Annotated in this window: 20 protein-coding genes and 1 other annotated feature (1 of these 21 cut by a window edge); of the genes, 18 read left to right on the top strand and 2 right to left on the bottom strand. The window is 37.7% G+C overall.

What is annotated here, in order from left to right; all coding sequences use genetic code 11:
* Positions 1–69, top strand: a sequence feature (ribosomal protein L21 leader region) (it extends 7 nt beyond the left edge of the window).
* A gap of 14 nt (positions 70–83) precedes the next feature.
* The 7 genes from rplU to pheA all read left to right on the top strand — a co-directional run bounded on the left by rplU (position 84) and on the right by pheA (position 4,470).
* Positions 84–392 carry a 50S ribosomal protein L21 gene (gene rplU, locus Q8X41_RS06590; RefSeq protein WP_397539458.1) on the top strand — a complete coding sequence of 103 codons (309 nt, stop codon included), beginning with the start codon at positions 84–86 and terminating at the stop codon, positions 390–392.
* A 15-nt stretch (positions 393–407) separates the two neighbouring features.
* On the top strand, positions 408–749 hold the full coding sequence (locus Q8X41_RS06585; RefSeq protein ID WP_397539457.1) for a ribosomal-processing cysteine protease Prp: 342 nt from the start codon (positions 408–410) through the stop codon (positions 747–749).
* Between the two features lie 12 nt (positions 750–761).
* Positions 762–1,058 carry a 50S ribosomal protein L27 gene (gene rpmA / locus Q8X41_RS06580; RefSeq protein ID WP_397539456.1) on the top strand — a complete coding sequence of 99 codons (297 nt, stop codon included), beginning with the start codon at positions 762–764 and terminating at the stop codon, positions 1,056–1,058.
* Positions 1,059–1,249: 191 nt separating this feature from the next.
* Positions 1,250–1,792: a Spo0B domain-containing protein gene (locus Q8X41_RS06575; RefSeq protein ID WP_397539455.1), complete on the top strand. Its 543-nt coding sequence runs from the start codon at positions 1,250–1,252 to the stop codon at positions 1,790–1,792.
* Positions 1,792–3,081: a GTPase ObgE gene (obgE, locus tag Q8X41_RS06570; protein WP_397539454.1), complete on the top strand. Its 1,290-nt coding sequence runs from the start codon at positions 1,792–1,794 to the stop codon at positions 3,079–3,081. The genes Q8X41_RS06575 and obgE overlap by 1 nt, the downstream gene beginning before the upstream one ends.
* A gap of 18 nt (positions 3,082–3,099) precedes the next feature.
* The gene (locus tag Q8X41_RS06565; protein ID WP_397539453.1) at positions 3,100–3,555 is read left to right on the top strand and encodes an ACT domain-containing protein; all 456 of its coding nucleotides are present in this window, start codon (positions 3,100–3,102) and stop codon (positions 3,553–3,555) included.
* A gap of 15 nt (positions 3,556–3,570) precedes the next feature.
* The gene (gene pheA, locus Q8X41_RS06560) at positions 3,571–4,470 is read left to right on the top strand and encodes a prephenate dehydratase (RefSeq protein ID WP_397539452.1); all 900 of its coding nucleotides are present in this window, start codon (positions 3,571–3,573) and stop codon (positions 4,468–4,470) included.
* A 27-nt stretch (positions 4,471–4,497) separates the two neighbouring features.
* Here pheA and Q8X41_RS06555 read toward each other — a convergent pair whose 3' ends face one another.
* Positions 4,498–5,031, bottom strand: coding sequence for a transcription repressor NadR (locus Q8X41_RS06555; protein WP_397539451.1), 534 nt, complete (start codon positions 5,029–5,031; stop codon positions 4,498–4,500).
* A 135-nt stretch (positions 5,032–5,166) separates the two neighbouring features.
* On the opposite strand from Q8X41_RS06555, the gene Q8X41_RS06550 reads away from it, so the two are divergent.
* The 9 genes from Q8X41_RS06550 to Q8X41_RS06510 all read left to right on the top strand — a co-directional run bounded on the left by Q8X41_RS06550 (position 5,167) and on the right by Q8X41_RS06510 (position 13,412).
* Positions 5,167–6,954 (top strand): LysM peptidoglycan-binding domain-containing protein, encoded by a 1,788-nt coding sequence (locus tag Q8X41_RS06550; RefSeq protein ID WP_397539450.1) that lies wholly within the window; start codon positions 5,167–5,169, stop codon positions 6,952–6,954.
* On the top strand, positions 6,955–7,824 hold the full coding sequence (locus tag Q8X41_RS06545) for a phosphotransferase (protein WP_397539449.1): 870 nt from the start codon (positions 6,955–6,957) through the stop codon (positions 7,822–7,824).
* Between the two features lie 132 nt (positions 7,825–7,956).
* Positions 7,957–8,577: a Holliday junction branch migration protein RuvA gene (ruvA, locus tag Q8X41_RS06540; RefSeq protein ID WP_397539448.1), complete on the top strand. Its 621-nt coding sequence runs from the start codon at positions 7,957–7,959 to the stop codon at positions 8,575–8,577.
* A 19-nt stretch (positions 8,578–8,596) separates the two neighbouring features.
* A complete protein-coding gene (gene ruvB / locus Q8X41_RS06535; protein ID WP_397539447.1) occupies positions 8,597–9,601 on the top strand; it encodes a Holliday junction branch migration DNA helicase RuvB in 1,005 nt (334 codons plus the stop codon).
* 76 nt (positions 9,602–9,677) lie between these two features.
* The gene (queA, locus tag Q8X41_RS06530; RefSeq protein WP_397539446.1) at positions 9,678–10,727 is read left to right on the top strand and encodes a tRNA preQ1(34) S-adenosylmethionine ribosyltransferase-isomerase QueA; all 1,050 of its coding nucleotides are present in this window, start codon (positions 9,678–9,680) and stop codon (positions 10,725–10,727) included.
* Between the two features lie 3 nt (positions 10,728–10,730).
* Positions 10,731–11,873, top strand: coding sequence for a tRNA guanosine(34) transglycosylase Tgt (gene tgt, locus Q8X41_RS06525; RefSeq protein WP_397539445.1), 1,143 nt, complete (start codon positions 10,731–10,733; stop codon positions 11,871–11,873).
* A 45-nt stretch (positions 11,874–11,918) separates the two neighbouring features.
* Entirely contained in the window at positions 11,919–12,197 is a 279-nt protein-coding gene (gene yajC / locus Q8X41_RS06520) for a preprotein translocase subunit YajC (RefSeq protein ID WP_397539444.1), read from the top strand.
* Between the two features lie 301 nt (positions 12,198–12,498).
* Complete coding sequence (locus Q8X41_RS06515; RefSeq protein WP_397539443.1) at positions 12,499–12,726, top strand: hypothetical protein; 228 nt, start codon at positions 12,499–12,501, stop codon at positions 12,724–12,726.
* 53 nt (positions 12,727–12,779) lie between these two features.
* The gene (locus Q8X41_RS06510) at positions 12,780–13,412 is read left to right on the top strand and encodes a DUF421 domain-containing protein (protein ID WP_397539442.1); all 633 of its coding nucleotides are present in this window, start codon (positions 12,780–12,782) and stop codon (positions 13,410–13,412) included.
* Here Q8X41_RS06510 and Q8X41_RS06505 read toward each other — a convergent pair.
* Positions 13,407–14,924: an oligosaccharide flippase family protein gene (locus Q8X41_RS06505; protein WP_397539441.1), complete on the bottom strand. Its 1,518-nt coding sequence runs from the start codon at positions 14,922–14,924 to the stop codon at positions 13,407–13,409. The two genes, Q8X41_RS06510 and Q8X41_RS06505, sit on opposite strands and share 6 nt — an antisense overlap.
* Positions 14,925–15,008: 84 nt before the next feature.
* Between Q8X41_RS06505 and Q8X41_RS06500 the strand changes: the two genes are divergently transcribed.
* Entirely contained in the window at positions 15,009–15,332 is a 324-nt protein-coding gene (locus Q8X41_RS06500) for a post-transcriptional regulator (RefSeq protein ID WP_397539440.1), read from the top strand.
* Between the two features lie 286 nt (positions 15,333–15,618).
* Positions 15,619–17,889, top strand: a complete 2,271-nt coding sequence (gene secDF / locus Q8X41_RS06495) for a protein translocase subunit SecDF (RefSeq protein ID WP_397539439.1) — start codon at positions 15,619–15,621, stop codon at positions 17,887–17,889.
* Positions 17,890–18,162: the final 273 nt, after the last annotated feature.

The following is an 18,162-nucleotide window of genomic DNA, read 5'->3' as shown; positions in this document are numbered from 1 at the left end:
TACAACCGCACTGAAAAGGTTATTAAGCATCTATGTGATCACCTATTGAGGGCGAGTCTGAGTCTAATTGAGGAGGTGCAGTTATGTACGCAATTATTGAAACTGGTGGTAAACAAGTTAAAGTAGAAGCTGGCCAAGCAATCTACGTTGAAAAAATCAACGCTGAAGCTGGTGAAACAGTTACTTTTGACAAAGTTCTTTTCGTTGGTGGCGAAGATGTTAAAGTTGGAGCTCCTTTCGTTGAAGGCGCAACAGTTACAGCTAAAGTTGAAAAACAAGGCCGTGCGAAAAAAGTTGTTGTTTTCAAATTAAAAGCTAAAAAGAACTACCGTCGTAAACAAGGTCACCGTCAACCATACACTAAAGTAGTTATTGAAGCTATCAACGCTTAATAGTGGGGTGATACTATGATCACTGTTGAAATTCAAAGCGATGAAAACCGCAAATCTTATGGATTTGAAATTTCAGGTCATGCCTATTCAGGAGACCCTGGTTACGATTTAGTATGTGCAGGCGCATCTGCCATTGCCTTTGGTACTGTCAATGCAATTGGACAAATTCTACAATTACAACCGGGTATCGAGCAGGGCGAGAACGGAGGATTTTTATCCTGTGTGATCGACCAAGCCGATCTTGACATTGAAACTGATGCAAAACTGCAAATTATTCTTCAAACAATGGTAACCCAGTATTATACGATGGTTGCTAGTTATGGAGATTTTATCGAATTAAAATATAAAATGATCTAGGAGGTGGAACATATGTTACTAGTATCTTTAGATTTACAATTCTTCTCTTCTAAAAAAGGTGTAGGTTCTACTAAGAACGGTCGTGACTCTCAAGCAAAACGTTTAGGTGCTAAACGTGCTGATGGTCAATTCGTAACTGGTGGCTCAATTTTATACCGTCAACGCGGTACTAAAATTTACCCAGGAGAAAACGTAGGTCGCGGTGGTGACGATACTTTATTCGCAAAAGTTGATGGCGTTGTTAAATTCGAACGCTACGGTCGCGATAAACGTAAAGTCAGCGTGTACCCAGTTGCTCAAGAAGCATAATGAAAAGTCAAAAGGACTGCATTCATTGCAGTCCTTTTTCTTTCTAAAGAATTCCTAAAATCATTTAGTAAGCTTAGTTCAAAATCGGCTTTCGCTACATTTTGCGGAAGCCGAATTTTTTCTAATAGAAGAAAAATTTTTTGAAAGTTGGTATACTGTAAGATGAACATCTCATCGAAGGAGAGTGAACCATGACGAACGATAAAACACTCACCGTAAATGAAGTGCTTCGTTTTGCAAACCATGATTTTTTAAATCAACTTCAACTAATTAAAATCAATCTTGATCTAGGTAGAACTGAAGCAGCAAAAGAATCTATTGAAGAAATTGCTGATCAATGTAAAACCTTTTTCAATATCAATAAATTAGGTTTACCTAAAACAATTGAATGGATCCATACATTAGGATGGCGTTGTCCAAACTTCAATGTTACGATTCAGAGTATGATTGAACATGAAGTGGATAAGGGATTAGATGAAGTGATTTATGATTATTTAGATCAATCTGTTTCGCATATCTATCCATCATTAGATCCGTTTGCTGAGCAGCAACTTTCATTGCAAATCTATTCAACAGAAAAGCAATTTGAGATTTCGTTTTATGCAAAAGGTCAGTGGAACCAAAAAGAAATTTTCGATCAATCAATGGAACATCCATTTTTAGCGATTGATGAGGATCAATATTCAGAACAAGAATGGCACTACGCCATTGTAAGTAAGAAGGAGGGTTTTTAATGTTTGTCGACCACGTAAAAGTTTATGTTAAAGGTGGAGATGGCGGCAATGGTATGGTAGCCTTCCGTCGTGAAAAATTCGTACCAAATGGTGGTCCAGCGGGTGGTGACGGTGGCCATGGCGGCGATGTAGTATTCGTAGTAGACGAAGGTTTACGTACACTGATGGATTTCCGTTATAAACGCCATTTCAAAGCTGAACGCGGTGAACATGGTATGAGTAAAAACCAACATGGTAAAAAAGCAGAACCTTTCTATGTTTCTGTGCCACCTGGTACGGTTGTGACCGAAGAAGAAACTGGCCGTGTCATTGCAGATTTAGTAGAACATGGTCAAAAAGCGGTCATCGCAAAAGGCGGTCGTGGAGGTCGTGGTAATTCGCGTTTTGCTACACCTGCAAATCCTGCGCCAGAACTTTCAGAAAAAGGGGAGCCAGGACAAGAACTTAATGTTATATTAGAATTAAAAGTATTAGCAGATGTAGGTCTAGTCGGATTCCCAAGTGTAGGGAAATCTACATTACTATCTGTTGTTACATCTGCAAAACCTAAGATTGGTGCCTATCACTTTACAACAATCGTACCAAATTTAGGGATGGTTCGTATTGATGATGGCCGAAGCTTTGCTATGGCTGACCTTCCAGGGCTTATTGAAGGCGCATCTGAAGGTGTTGGTCTAGGACATCAATTCCTACGTCATATCGAACGTACACGCGTAATTGTTCATGTGATTGATATGTCTGGTATGGAAGGTCGCGATCCATACGAAGATTATTTAACAATCAATAAAGAATTAGAACAATATAATATGCGACTTACAGAACGTCCGCAAATAATTGTAGCCAATAAAATGGACATGCCTGACGCTGAAGAGAACTTAAAAGTATTTAGAGACCAAATCAGTGAAGATGCTCAAATCTTCCCAATCTCAGCAATTTCACGTCAAGGTTTAAAAGAAATGCTATTTGCAGTTGCAGACTTATTGGAAGAAACACCAGAATTCCCACTTCATGAAATTGAAGATGAAGAAACAGATGCAACTGTTCTATATAAACATGAAGCAAAAGGTGAAGATTTTGTTATTAGTCGTGACGATGATGGTGCCTATGTATTATCAGGATATACAATCGAGCGTCTATTCAAAATGACGGACTTTAGCCGTGAAGAATCAGTTCGACGTTTCTCACGTCAATTACGTGGTATGGGTGTCGATGAAGCATTACGTGAACGAGGCGCCGAAAATGGTGATACCGTTCGTTTATTAGAATTTGAGTTTGATTTTGTAGAGTAGTATTCAGGGGGGAAAAAGATGAAAAATGTAGCAGATCAACGCTATTATTTAGTACGCGAAGATGTCTTAACAGATGCCATGCAAAAAACATTAGAAGCGAAGCACTTGTTGCAAACAGGTGCTGTCACTTCAATTTGGGATGCTGTTAAACAGGTCGATTTATCAAGAAGTGCGTTTTATAAGTATCGAGATGCTGTTTTCCCCTTTCACTCTATTGTACAAGAACGTATTTTAACAGTTTTTCTACAGCTGGAGGACCGCAAAGGGACACTAGCTCGACTTCTATCCACAGTTACAGATACACATTGTAATGTCTTGACAATCCATCAAACGATTCCGATTCAAGGCCGTGCCAATGTTACGCTTTCATTAGATGTTACAGCTATGGATGTGGAGTTGGACGAGTTAATTCAAAGTCTCAAAAAATTAGACTTCGTAGAATCAGCAGAGGTAATTAGTTCAGGCGCATTATAAGGGGGCTTTATCAAATTGGCATCCAAAGAATTGGAAAATCGAGTGGCTTTTTTAGGCCCAGAAGGTACATTTACACATGTAGCAGCACAAGAATTATTTCGGGATGAATGGATCATTCCGTATAAAACAATTCCAGAATGTATTGAAGCTGTGGCTGAAGGTCAAGTAGATTTAGCCATTGTTCCATTAGAAAACGCTTTAGAGGGCACTGTTCCACTAACTATTGACTATTTATTTCATGAGGTCAATTTATATGTCATAGGAGAAGTACTATCACCAATCGAGCAACATTTGATGGTACATAAAAAGCAAGTAGAGAATTGGGGGAACATCCAAGGTGTCTATTCGCATCCGCATGCTTTAGCACAATGTCATAAATACTTGTATTACCGTTTTAGAGGTATTCCATTACATCAAACAACATCTACTGCTGCAGCTGCACAGTTTGTTTTCGAGCATCCTGATGAGTGTATTGCGGCAATCGGTAACACGGCAGCAGCTAAAACCTATGACTTAGAAATTGTCCAACCCCAAATTCACGATTTCCATTTTAATCATACGCGTTTCTTCGTTCTTTCTAGAAGCAACCAACGTATTGATCTTGTAGAACGTGAAGAACAAATCAAAACAACGCTGATGGTAAAATTACCAAATGATCGCTCAGGTGCATTACATCAATTATTATCTGTTTTCGCTTGGCGTCAAATTAATTTAAGTAAAATTGAATCTCGGCCTTTAAAAACAGGTTTAGGTGATTATTTCTTTATATTGGATTTGTTAGAGGATGAAAATACGCCAATGATGAAAGGTGCAATGGAAGAACTTGCTGCATTAGGTTGCTCTGTGAAATCATTGGGAAGCTATTTTACATACAAGCAACATTCCAAGGAAGAAATAAAAAAAGTGTCCAAATGAGTTGGACACTTTTTTTTTTACTTAAAATTAATCCTTTTTAAGGAGGTACCCTTTTTCTATTAATAATTTTTCTGCTAAATCGAGTTGAGCTTCAGTTGGAGCCGAAATGGTGTGCAGATGTGCACCATCTGTTAAAGCCATCAATGGACTTGCGTTTGTTTCTTGCAACTTATTCATAAATTGTTGAACGTCATATCGATTTTTTACCATAATATTGGCTGTTATTTCGCCATAAACAGGGTGTTCGACGGTGACGTCTTTTACAGTAATTCCTGCATCTACCAATGTATTTAATTCCTCTTCTGTTTGATCTGATGTATGGTAAGCAGCAATTTGTCGTTCGAAAATTTGTACGCTGGCTTTTTGATTAAAATATATATAACCTTGACTCGTTGCAACAATCGGTTCATTTCGCGCTTTTAGTAAGGCAATATCATTGACGATTACTTGTCTAGAAACATTCGTTCTTTGTGCAAATTCAGTACCTGTAATGGCCTTACCTTCTGTTTTTAATAAATCTAATAAAAATGCTCTACGTTCTTCACCAAGTAATTTTTTCATAAATAACACCCCAAAATCCAAGCATAAATAGTACTTCTATATACATAGTGTAACATGAAAGGCGTAAACAAATAAGATTCGAGTGTCCAAATAACGATGCTTTTCATATTGTATAGAGACGGAAGGAGGAAAAGCTTGCGCGTTCATACTGTCAAAAAGGGCGAAACACTTTGGAAAATTGCAAGACAATATGGTATTTCTTTCGAGGATATGAAAAGATTAAACGCCCATTTAGCAAATCCTGATTACATCGTTCCAGGGATGGAATTATTTTTGCCTGATGCGCCAAAAAAGGAACAGCCTAAGAAAACACCAATAGAGCAGCATTTAGCGCATCCAAAAGAGCAACAGCCAGTTCATCAAGTACACCCTAAGGAACAGCCAGTACACCATGTGCAACCACAAGAACAACCGAGGATGGCACCAAAGGAGCATTCAAACACGCATCCAAATGAACACCATCAAATGGAGCATTCAAACACGCATTCAAAAGAACATCATCCGATGGAGCATTCAAACACGCATTCAAAAGAACATCATTCAATGGAGCATTCAAACACGCATTCAAAAGAACATCATCAAAAGGAGCATTCAAACGCACATTCAAAAGAACATCATCAAAAGGAGCATTCAAACATGCATCCAAAAGAACATCATTCAAAGGAGCATGCAATCACGCATCCAAAAGAACATCATCAAAAGGAGCATGCAATCACGCATCCAAAAGAACATCACCCAAAAGAGCACCCAATCGCACATCCCAAAGAGCAACCGAGGGTAATACCGAAGGAGCATCCAATTGCACATCCAAAAGAACAACCGAGGATAATACCGAAAGAGTACCCGATTGCACAACCGGTGCAGCCACCAGTAGCACCGCCTATCCCTGTCCCTATCCCAATTGTGCAACCAACGCCAATACCACATGTACATCCATTTGAAGAAGCCCGCCCCGTCAGAGCGAGAATTGAAATGATCGAACAACATGAGGAGGAATTCATTATTCAACCGCAAAAAGAATATCAACAACCTGCTTGCGCACCATGTCCACAGCCAATACCGATACCTATGCCAATACCGATGCCAATGCCAATGCCATGTCCATGTCCACAGGTTGTTTCACCAAAACAACATTGCGAATGCGGGGGACATCATATGGCACCAAAACACCATTGCGGATGCGGAGGACATCATATGGCACCAAAACACCATTGCGGATGCGGAGAACATCATATGGTACCAAAACACCATTGCAGATGCGGGGGACATCATATGGCACCGCAACACCATTGCGGATGCGGGGGGCATCATCATATGGTATCACCGTGGTTAGGACAAATGGCACCACAACATCATTGTGGATGCGGAGGCCACCATATGGTATCACCATGGTCAGGACAAATGGAGCCAATGCAAGAATCGTGGATGGGGCAAATGCCTGGGCCGATGATGGAGCCAATGCAAGAATCGTGGATGGGGCAAATGCCGGGGCAGATGATGGGACCAATGCCTGGGCCGATGATGGGGCCAATGCAAGAACCATGGATGGGGCAAATGCCTGGGCCGATGCCGGGACCAATGCAAGAGTCATGGATGGGCCAAATGCCTGGGCAAATGATGGAATCAATGACACCGCCACATTGGCAAATGCCAGAATCTACAAGAGAATGTGAATCATCATCTTTATATGAACATCAACCTCACCAAAATGTAGAGCCTTGGTATCATATGCCAGCAATGCAGCATCCACAGTTTAATGAACCACAATGGAATTATGGACCACAAATGCCCTTTATGCATCATCAAATGAAGGGGCCAGAACATTGTTGCTCATGCTCACCATTCCCACCAGCTCAACATTGGCCACAACCACAACCATACCCTATGCCGAACTTCCCGCAAGCAGGATGTGAGTCTTGTTAGGTGATCAATTTCGATTTAAAAAGGAAGATTAAATCGAATGTCTGGCATTGTCAGTTAAAAAAAGAAGAATTTGTAGTGAAAAAATATGATAATCCATTGGTTGCAAAAAAGGTTAAAGCAGTACATGAAAAACTTGCTGACATGCAATTCCCACATACGTTATCAAAAGTTACGTTAGAAGATCAAAATATACTTATACAACCATGGATAAAAAATGCTAGGTCGTTTAGTTATCAATCAAGAATGGACCGTACAAACTCCCTAGAACTTTTACATCAGCTACATCAAACTGGAAAAAAAGTAGACTGGTCAAAAGATGAATATCTTTTACCACCGTATGATTTGCGTCTAAAATGGCAAGAAAGGTTGCAAAAATTCATCATGCATTATGCACAAGTATCTGTATATCTTGGTGCAGACAACTGTAATCAGCTCATTCTATATGCACAGGAGGCATTAAAAGATTTTAATCAAATAGAACCTTTACAGAGTAAAAAGACATTACTTCATGGAGATGTAGTGCATCATAATTTTTTGAAAGACTCTAAAGGGAAGAATATTTTGATTGATTTTGACCTTGCTGCTTATGGACACCCAGAGGAAGAGTTTATTATGTGGATGCATCGAGTATTGCCACATGTGAATTATAACTTGAGTACCTTGCTGAATGAGCAACCTTTACTAAAACGAATACCACTTACTTATTTACAAACATTGCGTTTTCCTAATGAAATATTGCGTGAATGGATGTACGTAAAAACGGTTACTACTGAAAAACAGCAAGCGTTTGTGGAGGAATTAATACGCTTTACGGAAGTGGCACTCTCTTCTTGGTCAAAATTATGGTATGATTGTGGTAGGTGGAAATAGAATACATGTTTGCCTTTTGAGATAGGCCTCAATTATGGCCTATCTTTTTTCACTGTAATAGCAGGTTTGCATATCATCACTTATTTAAAATTATGCTATAATCGATAGCGTTGAACAAAAGGAGCAATGGTCATGTACGACTACATAATGGGAACTGTTACGCGTGTAACACCGGAATATATAGTGTTAGAGCAACAAGGGATTGGATGGCAATTATATACGCCAAATCCATTTGCTTTTCAGGTAAGTAAGGAACAAGTAAAAGTCTTTACACATTTACATGTACGTGAAGATGCAAATCTATTATTTGCCTTTAAAACATTAGAACAACGAGAATTATTTCGTAAGCTAATTCAAGTATCAGGGATTGGACCAAAAGGAGCACTAGCCATTTTAGCGAGTGGTAATCCAAGTCAAGTAATCTCTGCAATTGAGCAAGAGGATGAAAAATTCTTAGTGAAATTCCCTGGTGTCGGCAAAAAAACAGCGCGCCAAATGATTCTAGATTTAAAAGGAAAATTGGACAACTTACTTGAAAATATTGAATTACCAAGTGCAGAAGATGAATTACCACTATTTGGTGTGAATCCGAACAAGCATGAACTTGAAGAAGCCCTTTTGGCGCTTGCAGCACTTGGCTATTCTGAACGTGAATTGACAAAGATCCGTCCTCAATTGGATGAAAACGACCGTTTAATAACGACTGAGGATTATATGAAACAAGCGTTAAAGCTTTTATTAAAACAACAATAGTAGAAAGGAGGTAGTAGCTGTGGATGATCGTGTCGTATCAGGTGAGGCAACAAAGGATGATGATCAGTTTGAGCTATCATTAAGACCTCAAACCCTTATACAATATATAGGGCAACAAAAGGTTAAAGATAATTTAAAAATCTTCATCGAAGCAGCTAAAATGCGTGAGGAAAGCCTTGACCATGTTTTACTTTATGGTCCCCCTGGTCTTGGGAAAACGACGCTTGCAGCTGTTATCGCTAATGAAATGGGCGTCAATATACGTATGACAAGTGGTCCTGCAATCGAGCGCCCTGGTGATTTAGCTGCAATTGTTAGTTCACTAGAGCCTGGAGACGTCTTATTTATCGATGAAATACATCGATTACCTAGAGCTATTGAGGAAGTTCTTTATCCTGCAATGGAAGATTTCTGTTTAGATATTGTAGTAGGGAAAGGGCCACAAGCTCGTTCAGTCAGACTGGATTTACCTCCTTTTACATTAGTTGGTGCAACAACAAGAGCGGGAGCGCTATCTGCTCCACTAAGAGACCGTTTTGGTGTATTATTACGATTAGACTACTATGATGAATATTCATTGACTGAAATTGTTTGTAGAAGTGCAGAATTATTTGATGTCAGTACTGATAAAATTGCTGCAGGTGAAGTAGCTAGACGTTCTCGTGGAACACCGCGAATCGCCAATCGTCTGTTAAAACGGGTACGTGATTATGCACAAGTAATTGGAGATGGGGATATCACGCTAAAATTAGCCCAAGATGCTTTACAACTACTTCAAGTTGATCCACTGGGTTTAGATCATATCGATCATAAATTGATTGAGAATATGATTGAACGATTCCGTGGAGGTCCTGTAGGATTAGATACGATTGCTGCTAGTATAGGAGAAGAATCAATGACGATTGAAGATGTTTATGAGCCATACTTAATGCAAATAGGCTTTATCCAAAGAACTCCAAGAGGTCGTATTGTAACAGCACTTGCATATGAACATTTTGGTTATGCATATCCATCAGAATCATAAATAATAGGCTAAGTTACATTTGGATTGAAATGGAACTTTTCATTAACATAGCCAAATAATAAAAAGGAAGTTTACAATGAAATTAGAAGACTTTGATTACTATTTACCAGAAGAATTAATTGCACAAGTACCGCTTGAAGATCGTGCATCTAGTCGACTTATGGTATTAGATCGCGAAACTGGTGAAGTGTCACATCATCATTTCCGTGACATTTTAGGTGAAATACAAGAAGGTGACTGTTTAATTCTTAACAACACACGTGTATTACCAGCACGTTTAATTGGTGTTAAAGAAGAAACAGGCGCTCATGTTGAAGTATTATTATTAAAACAAACGAGTGATGATGAATGGGAAACACTTGTAAAACCAGCAAAACGTGTGAAAGTCGGTACTGAAATTACATTCGGTGATGGATTACTAAAAGCAACTTGTACTGGTGAATTAGAACATGGTGGCCGTATGTTCAAATTTAATTACGAAGGAATCTTCATTGAGATTCTAGAAAAACTTGGTACAATGCCATTACCACCGTATATTCATGAAAAACTAGATGACCAAGAACGCTATCAAACAGTGTATTCTAAAGAACTTGGTTCAGCTGCAGCCCCAACAGCTGGTCTTCACTTCACTGAAGAATTATTAGATCAAATCCGTGCAAAAGGCGTAAAAGTAGCATTCTTAACTTTACATGTTGGCATCGGTACATTCCGCCCAGTAAGTGTAGAGAATATCGAAGAACATGATATGCATGCTGAATTCTATAATTTATCGAAAGAAACTGCACAGATTATAAATGATACGAAAGCAAATGGTGGTCGTGTAATTTCGGTAGGTACAACTTCTACACGTACACTTGAAACAATTGCGCAACGCAATAACGGTCAAATCGTGGCAGAATCTGGTTGGACTACTATCTTTATCTATCCGGGTTTTGAATACCAAGCAATTGATGGTATGGTTACAAACTTCCATTTACCAAAATCAACACTAGTTATGATGATTAGTGCACTTGCAGGTCGTGAAAATGTTTTAAATGCATATAAAGTTGCTGTAGAAAACAAATATCGTTTCTTCAGTTTCGGCGATGCAATGTTCATCCGACCAAAAGCAAAGAAAGGAAACTAATACATGTCTCAAGCAATTCGATATGAGCTTATCAAGACAGATAAGCAAACAGGCGCAAGACTAGGAATCGTGCATACACCGCACGGTTCTTTCGAAACACCAGCTTTTATGCCAGTAGGCACACAAGCATCAGTCAAAACGATGGCCCCAGAAGAGGTAAAAGAAATGGGTGCCGGTATTATTTTAAGTAATACCTATCATTTATGGCTTCGTCCAGGTCACGAACTTATTCGTGAAGCAGGCGGATTACACAAATTTATGAACTGGGATCGTGCTATTTTAACTGATTCTGGTGGTTTCCAAGTTTTTAGTTTAAGTGATATTCGCCGAATTGAAGAAGAAGGCGTTCACTTCCGTAACCATTTAAATGGGGACAAGCTTTTCTTAAGCCCAGAAAAGGCAATGGAAATTCAAAACGCACTTGGATCAGACATCATGATGGCATTTGATGAATGTCCACCATTTCCAGCTACGTATGACTATATGAAAAATTCTGTAGAACGTACTTCACGCTGGGCTGAACGTTGTTTAGAAGCACATGCTCGTCCACAAGATCAAGGGCTATTCGGGATTGTACAAGGTGGGGAATTCGAAGCTCTTCGTAAACAATCTGCACAAGACTTAGTATCTTTAGACTTCCCTGGCTATGCAATTGGTGGTTTATCTGTAGGTGAGCCAAAGGATATTATGAATAGAATGCTCGAATATACAACACCTTTATTACCATCTAACAAACCACGTTACTTAATGGGAGTGGGTTCACCGGACTCATTAATTGATGGTGCAATCCGTGGTATTGATATGTTTGACTGTGTACTACCAACTCGTATTGCGCGTAATGGTACATGTATGACAAGCCAAGGACGATTAGTAGTGAAGAATGCAAAATTTGCTCGCGATTTCGGACCACTCGATCCAAACTGTGATTGCTATACATGTAAAAACTATTCACGTGCTTATATTCGCCACTTAATCAAAGCGGATGAAACATTTGGCATTCGATTAACTTCATATCATAATCTGTATTTCTTACAAGATTTAATGCGTAAAGTACGCCAAGCAATTCGCGAAGATCGTCTTGGTGATTTCCGTGAAGAATTCTTTGAACAATATGGATTCAACAAACCAAATGCAAAAAATTTCTGATTCTTGTATAATGAGTGCTAGAGATAGAAAGGGGGAGAACTAGATATGCCACAACAATTATCAGCAATTCTACCAATGATTGTTATTTTCGCTTTGATGTATTTTATGTTAATTCGTCCAGCACAAAAACAACGTAAAAACACTCAAAACATGCAAAGTAATTTAGCACGAGGCAATAAAATCGTGACTATTGGTGGTTTACACGGTGTAATCGATGCAATCGATGACTCATCAGTGCTAATCAAAGCTGAAGATGGTTCTAAATTACGTTTTGAACGTGCTGCTATAGGTAAAGTAGTAGAAGGAACAGAAACAGCAAAATAGTTTTAATTATAATTATTAGGCCTTGTTATATGATATTGTTGATTTTATTAATGCATCATGCTTGAGCGAAAGGCGGCGACTTCTGCAGGAAAGCGTACACCTGTAGCGAAACTGATGAAATATCAATAATATTGTTCTAAAGCCGATTATTAATAAAACGAGTAAATTTAGAATGAAATTTTTGCTATGGAAAATACTATCTAAACAAATTAAAGCCTTTATTTCGAATAGAAATAAAGGCTTTTTTGCGCTTTTGTAGAAATAATACAATGTTCATCTTGTTGAAAGGAAAACGATGGCGATGTCTAAAAAAAAACTGAATACAAAAAAGAAACTAGAGCAGTTAGGATATGACGATGATACCATCCATTCACGTTTAACAGCTAAACAACGAATGGCACAAAATCGAACGGGAAACAATCGCTTAAAAGTACATTCGAAGCCAAAATGGATTCGTTCCTTAGGCTACATTATTTTTATTCTACTCATGTGTGGTATAGCTGCTTTGGTAATTTACATTTTCTTGTAATGCATAATTTGTATAGTAACGACAAAGGCTAAAAATAAAAAAGGAGTCGTAATGTGAACGATTTATTAGTTATCGCTTTTCGTATGATCTTCCTATACTTTGTCATTTTAATTATCTTCAAACTTATGGGGAAACGTGAGGTTGGCGAATTAAGTGTTATGGACCTTGTCGTATTTGTATTGATTGCAGATGTAGCATCGTTTGCAGTTGATGAACCAGAACGAAACTTATTTGAGTCCATTTTACCTATGATCATCTTATTAATCATACAAGTAACAATTTCTTTTATTTCCTTAAAAAGTAAATCTATTCGTGATAAAATTGATGGTGATCCAACAACGATTATACGTGATGGCGTGCTTCTTGAAGATGAAATGAGAAAACAGCGTTATAATTTAGACGATTTGTTTCAACAACTAAGAGAGAAACAAATTGGGTCAATTCAAAAAGTGGCATACGCTTTTTTAGAACCATCAGGAAATCTTTCTATCTTCATGAAAGATAGTCTGCCCCCGATATTACCATTAGTGGTTGATGGCGATATTCAGAGAAGACACCTTCAATTAATTGATAAAGACGAACAATGGTTACTCGGAGAGCTAGCTAAAATTGGACATAAAGAAACTGACCGAATTTTCTATTGTTGTTATGAAGAGGGGAAAGTTCATGTCCAAATGAAATCATAATCTCTTTCTTAATGTCTTAGTCAAATAACGGAAATCAGTTATTCGAATTTGATCAGCAATCATAAGAATCACAAATAGCAAAGCAAGAGTAATGGATCCATTAATCCATATATTAAATTGCGACGTAGGTAAGATATACTGACGTACGATAACGACTAGAATGCAAACCCAGTATGGAATGATGAATAATTTAAAGCCAGTTTCAACGTATTTCTTTTTCCGAATCGTGGCAATATGCAAGAAAGAAGTTATCAAAACCCCAAAGCCGATTGCAATAACGGCACCTGTTTCAGCAATAAATGGCTGCGAAGCAAGAGCGAGCATGACCAGAAGTTTGCCAATCCCCCCATATACAGAATTCATCATTGCTGCCTTAGCTTCATCCAGTGCCTGAAGGATTGAGTTTAAGGGGCTTTGTATATAGTAAAAGAAGAAAATAGGAGCTAATAATTTCATGTACCCTCGATCTTCTGACAGATGGAAGAGTTTTGTGGCAAACTCGTCTCCGTATAAAAAAAAGAAAACGGCACTGAAACAACCGACGATTGTAGATAACCTTAGAGCGATATGGACACGTTCTCTTAAAAGAGCTTGCCTACCTCTCGCAACAGCGTCACTTACAGCGGGAATTAGTACTACAGCTAATGCATATGGGATAAATGAAGGGAAAAGTAGTAATGGAATATGAACACCTGATATGATCCCGTATTGTTTTGTTGCAGCTGCAGCAGTTAAACCAGCTAATGTTAACGCTTTTAAAAAAACAATTGGTTCTAAAAACCATGTAAAAGATCCAAATAAGCGACTGCCAGTAGAAGGTAAGGCAATATCTAAAATTGGCTTTGGAGAAGAATAACCTTTTGATGACAAAACAATCCCTTTACGTTTTGCATGTAAATATTTCCAGTATAAATAGGCTAGGGCTGCTATTTCGGCAAGACCTGTGATTACCATTGCGTATGTAGCTGTTGTAGCAGGGGAGTCTTGTACAACACCATAAGGCAATAACCAAGTAATCATGGCAATCCGTATAACTTGTTCAATTGTTTGTGACCAAGCCGTTTCTTCAATACGTGCAAGACCTTGGAATAATCCTTTTAATAAGGCGGAAGCCATAGATAAGGGTACAGTAAATAGTGAGACATATAGCAACATTCTAACCTGATTATCATGTAAAAGATTTTCAGCTAAATAAGGAATGAATAGTAATATTAAAGGGAAGAAAAGTAGGATAGATAGATAGCTTAATAGTCTCGAAGTGCGCATTACTTTACTAATTTCAACTCGTTTACCTTTTGCCTCTAATTCAGCGACGATTTTCGCTATGGCAATTGGTATACCTAGTTGAACAAGTGATAAAAAGAAGATAAATGCAGGGTAAGCTGTCATATAGACGCCTACAGCCTCTTCACCTGCAACGCGCATAAATTGCATTCGATATAAAAAACCTAATAATTTAGAGAGTAGAACAGCCCCCATTAACAAAAAGGTGCCATGGAAAAATGAAGTCATAAGGTCCCTTCTTTCTGTAAATACAATTTCTGTAAAATACTAAATCTTGTACGTTCAAAAAAGTGGAAAAGGACGTGAGTGAAGATGGTAATACAATATAAACAATTATTTACAAAAGTTTTACCTGTCCTAAAAATAAAAAAAGCAGATTTTAAAATGGAAGGTTTAAAAAGTATTACCGAACAGGATATTTGGCGCTTTTTAGTCGTGAAAAAATGGAAAAAGTTAAGTGAGGCCGAATTAGCTTTACATAAAGTGATCGCCGATATTTTTTCATTAACTGCTGCTCAGTATATGACTTTCACACAAGTAGAAGAACTAAAAAGTGCAAATTGGTTTGCTCCTATTAACGATGAAGAGTTACAAATTTTAATAGGAAATCAAAATTCACCTAAAATTCTTTCCTAAATAGTAAAAAAGTACATGGGATTGATTTGACAGCTTGGCAAACCTGTTTCATAATAAACGTGTTATGCAATTATAGTGACGAGATCGAATCAATAGAATATGAAACAATGGTATGAAAGAATTCTACTGCTTCATAAAGGCGATCAATGCTCGTGATTGAGAGATAGTTTTCTGGCTAGGACACCACTACAAAGTAGTGACAGGAGAACTAACTAGCACAGCGAACATCAAAATCGTCTACTGTCATTTAGTAATACAGTGGCATTTGTTTGAGGAGGAAGTTTTAATGAAATTAAAAAGCCGAATCGTCGCGTTTCTAATGATTGTCCTTGTAATTGGCGCACTCATGGGAACGACCGTAAAAGGCGTACTAAGTAACATTAACTTAGGCCTGGATCTACAAGGTGGCTTCGAAGTTCTTTATCAAGTTGAACCTTTAAAAGCTGGACAGAAAATTACCGAAAGTGATGTCAATGCAACGGCTGATGCCATTGGTAGACGTGTAAATGTTCTTGGTGTAAGCGAACCAAATATTCAAGTTGAAAGTGGTAACCGTATACGTGTTCAATTAGCAGGGGTTCAAGACCAAGAATCAGCACGTGATATCCTATCAAACCAAGCGAACCTTACATTCCGTGATGTCAATGACAAAGTGTTATTAGACGGTAAGGATCTACAACAAGGTGGAGCAAAAGCAGCTTTTGACCAACAAGGTCGTCCAATGGTTACACTTAAACTAAAGGACCCAAATAAATTTGCAAATGTAACAAGTAAAGTTGCTGCAATGGGGGCGCCAAATAATCTATTAGTTATTTGGTTAGACTTTAACGAAGGAAAAGACTCTTACAAAAAAGAAGTTTTGAAAACAAAACCTAAATTTGTTTCTAACCCGCAAGTTACTCAAACAATAAATTCAAAAGATGTCCAAATCACAGGTAACTTTACAGTTCAAGAAACAAAAGATTTAAAAGGTATTTTAAATGCTGGTGCACTTCCAGCGAAATTAACTGAAATATACTCAACTTCTGTTGGTGCACAATTCGGTGACCAAGCATTAAATAGTACAGTATTTGCTAGTATTGTTGGTGTAGCGTTAATTTTCATCTTCATGTTATTGGTATATCGCTTACCAGGTTTAGTGGCAGATATTACATTAACAATCTTTACATTTATTACGTTATTGATCTTTGACTGGATCCATGCTGTATTGACCCTACCGGGGATTGCCGCATTAGTGCTCGGGATAGGGATGGCAGTAGATGCCAACATCCTTATGTATGAGCGTATTAAAGAAGAATTGCGTGTAGGTAAATCTGTAAAAGCCGCATTTAAGTCGGGTTCTAAATCTTCATTTACTGCGATTTTCGATGCCAACATTACAACATTACTTGCAGCTGGTGTATTATTCTTATTAGGTCAAAGTTCTGTAAAAGGTTTCGCAACAACGTTAATCATTTCTATCTTAGTCAGCTTCTTAACTGCTGTTTGGGGTACTCGCGTACTTCTGGGATTACTTGTTAATAGTGGTTACTTGGATGGAAAAGTTGGATTATTCGGTGTGAAAAAATCTCGTGTTCACAAAATTGAAGAGGGGGTTGATACGCTTGATTTATCAACTCACTTCGATCGCTTCGATTTTGTTCACAACCGTAAAAAGTTCTTTGCACTATCGGCTGTCCTAATTATTGCTGGTATGATTATACTAGGTATCTTCAAATTGAATCTTGGAATAGACTTCACAAATGGTTCTCGTGTTGAAGTAACATCAAATCATGCGTTAACAAAAGAAGATGTAAAAACCTATGTTGATAAAATTGGTTTCTCTTCTGATGATATTGTTATTTCTGGAAATAAAAACGATCGAGCAGTCATCCGATATAAAGAAGACTTATCAAAAGATGATATCAAGAAGATAAAAACAGAGTTCAATAAAGAATATGGTCAAACACCATCAATTAGCACAGTTTCACCAACCGTTGGTAAAGAACTTGCTAGAAATGCGATTCAAGCGTTAATATATGCTTCAATTGGTATTATTATCTATGTTGCCTTCCGTTTTGAATGGCGCATGGGTGTTGGTGCAATCGTATCATTAATACATGACGTATTCTTCATGGTGGCGATTTTCAGTCTCTTCCGTATAGAAGTAGATATCACATTTATCGCAGCCGTATTAACAATCGTCGGATACTCAATTAATGACACTATTGTTACATTTGACCGTATTCGAGAAAATTTACATCGTGTTAATAAAATTAAAGACCCTGATGACTTAGCACATATTGTTAATAAATCACTTCGTCAAACATTAGGACGTTCTGTGAATACTGTAATGACAGTTATTATAGTAGTTGTTGCTTTATTAATCTTTGGTGCAAGCTCAATTTCAACCTTCTCACTTGCGTTATTAATTGGTTTAATAACAGGTATGTATTCTTCAATCTACATCGCTGCTCAAATCTGGTACGTATTGAAAGTACGAGAAATGAAGAAAAAAGGTCATGTAGATGTTGGCAAGAAGAAAAAACAATGGGGTTCAGACGAGCCTGTAGTTTAATCTATTCGGTTCATAGCAAAAAAGTGAAAATCCATTCTAAAGGTTTATTCCTTTAGAGTGGATTTTTTTTATAAATTCTTCCATACCAATGGTAGAAATTAAAAATTCTAAAAATTTTTATATAAGAAATCTAAAAAAGTAGCAAACTTATCAAAAAAGCATGATAAAATAATAGCGAATAAAGTAACGTTTAGGAGATGGATTTAAAGGTTATAAGTACTAGTTAATTAGAAAGTGTAAGGATTTAACTGGTGAGAAAGGAAAGTGCAAAAA

Source organism: Rummeliibacillus pycnus (genome assembly GCF_044359855.1).
Lineage (GTDB): Bacteria > Bacillota > Bacilli > Bacillales_A > Planococcaceae > Rummeliibacillus > Rummeliibacillus pycnus_A.
The sequence above is the reverse complement of the archived record's forward strand: the minus strand, read 5'-3'. Positions and strand labels throughout refer to the sequence as shown.

Bases quoted from the DNA above. Each gene is read 5' to 3' on its own strand.
- tgt (WP_397539445.1), top strand. From the start codon at position 10,731: ATGTCTCAAGCAATTCGATATGAGCTTATCAAGACAGATAAGCAAACA.
- Q8X41_RS06565 (WP_397539453.1), top strand. From the start codon at position 3,100: ATGAAAAATGTAGCAGATCAACGCTATTATTTAGTACGCGAAGATGTC.
- ruvA (WP_397539448.1), top strand. From the start codon at position 7,957: ATGTACGACTACATAATGGGAACTGTTACGCGTGTAACACCGGAATAT.
- Q8X41_RS06515 (WP_397539443.1), top strand. From the start codon at position 12,499: ATGTCTAAAAAAAAACTGAATACAAAAAAGAAACTAGAGCAGTTAGGA.
- Q8X41_RS06585 (WP_397539457.1), top strand. From the start codon at position 408: ATGATCACTGTTGAAATTCAAAGCGATGAAAACCGCAAATCTTATGGA.
- queA (WP_397539446.1), top strand. From the start codon at position 9,678: ATGAAATTAGAAGACTTTGATTACTATTTACCAGAAGAATTAATTGCA.
- yajC (WP_397539444.1), top strand. From the start codon at position 11,919: ATGCCACAACAATTATCAGCAATTCTACCAATGATTGTTATTTTCGCT.
- Q8X41_RS06555 (WP_397539451.1), bottom strand. From the start codon at position 5,031: ATGAAAAAATTACTTGGTGAAGAACGTAGAGCATTTTTATTAGATTTA.
- Q8X41_RS06500 (WP_397539440.1), top strand. From the start codon at position 15,009: ATGGTAATACAATATAAACAATTATTTACAAAAGTTTTACCTGTCCTA.
- Q8X41_RS06575 (WP_397539455.1), top strand. From the start codon at position 1,250: ATGACGAACGATAAAACACTCACCGTAAATGAAGTGCTTCGTTTTGCA.
- obgE (WP_397539454.1), top strand. From the start codon at position 1,792: ATGTTTGTCGACCACGTAAAAGTTTATGTTAAAGGTGGAGATGGCGGC.
- rplU (WP_397539458.1), top strand. From the start codon at position 84: ATGTACGCAATTATTGAAACTGGTGGTAAACAAGTTAAAGTAGAAGCT.
- rpmA (WP_397539456.1), top strand. From the start codon at position 762: ATGTTACTAGTATCTTTAGATTTACAATTCTTCTCTTCTAAAAAAGGT.
- secDF (WP_397539439.1), top strand. From the start codon at position 15,619: ATGAAATTAAAAAGCCGAATCGTCGCGTTTCTAATGATTGTCCTTGTA.
- Q8X41_RS06505 (WP_397539441.1), bottom strand. From the start codon at position 14,924: ATGACTTCATTTTTCCATGGCACCTTTTTGTTAATGGGGGCTGTTCTA.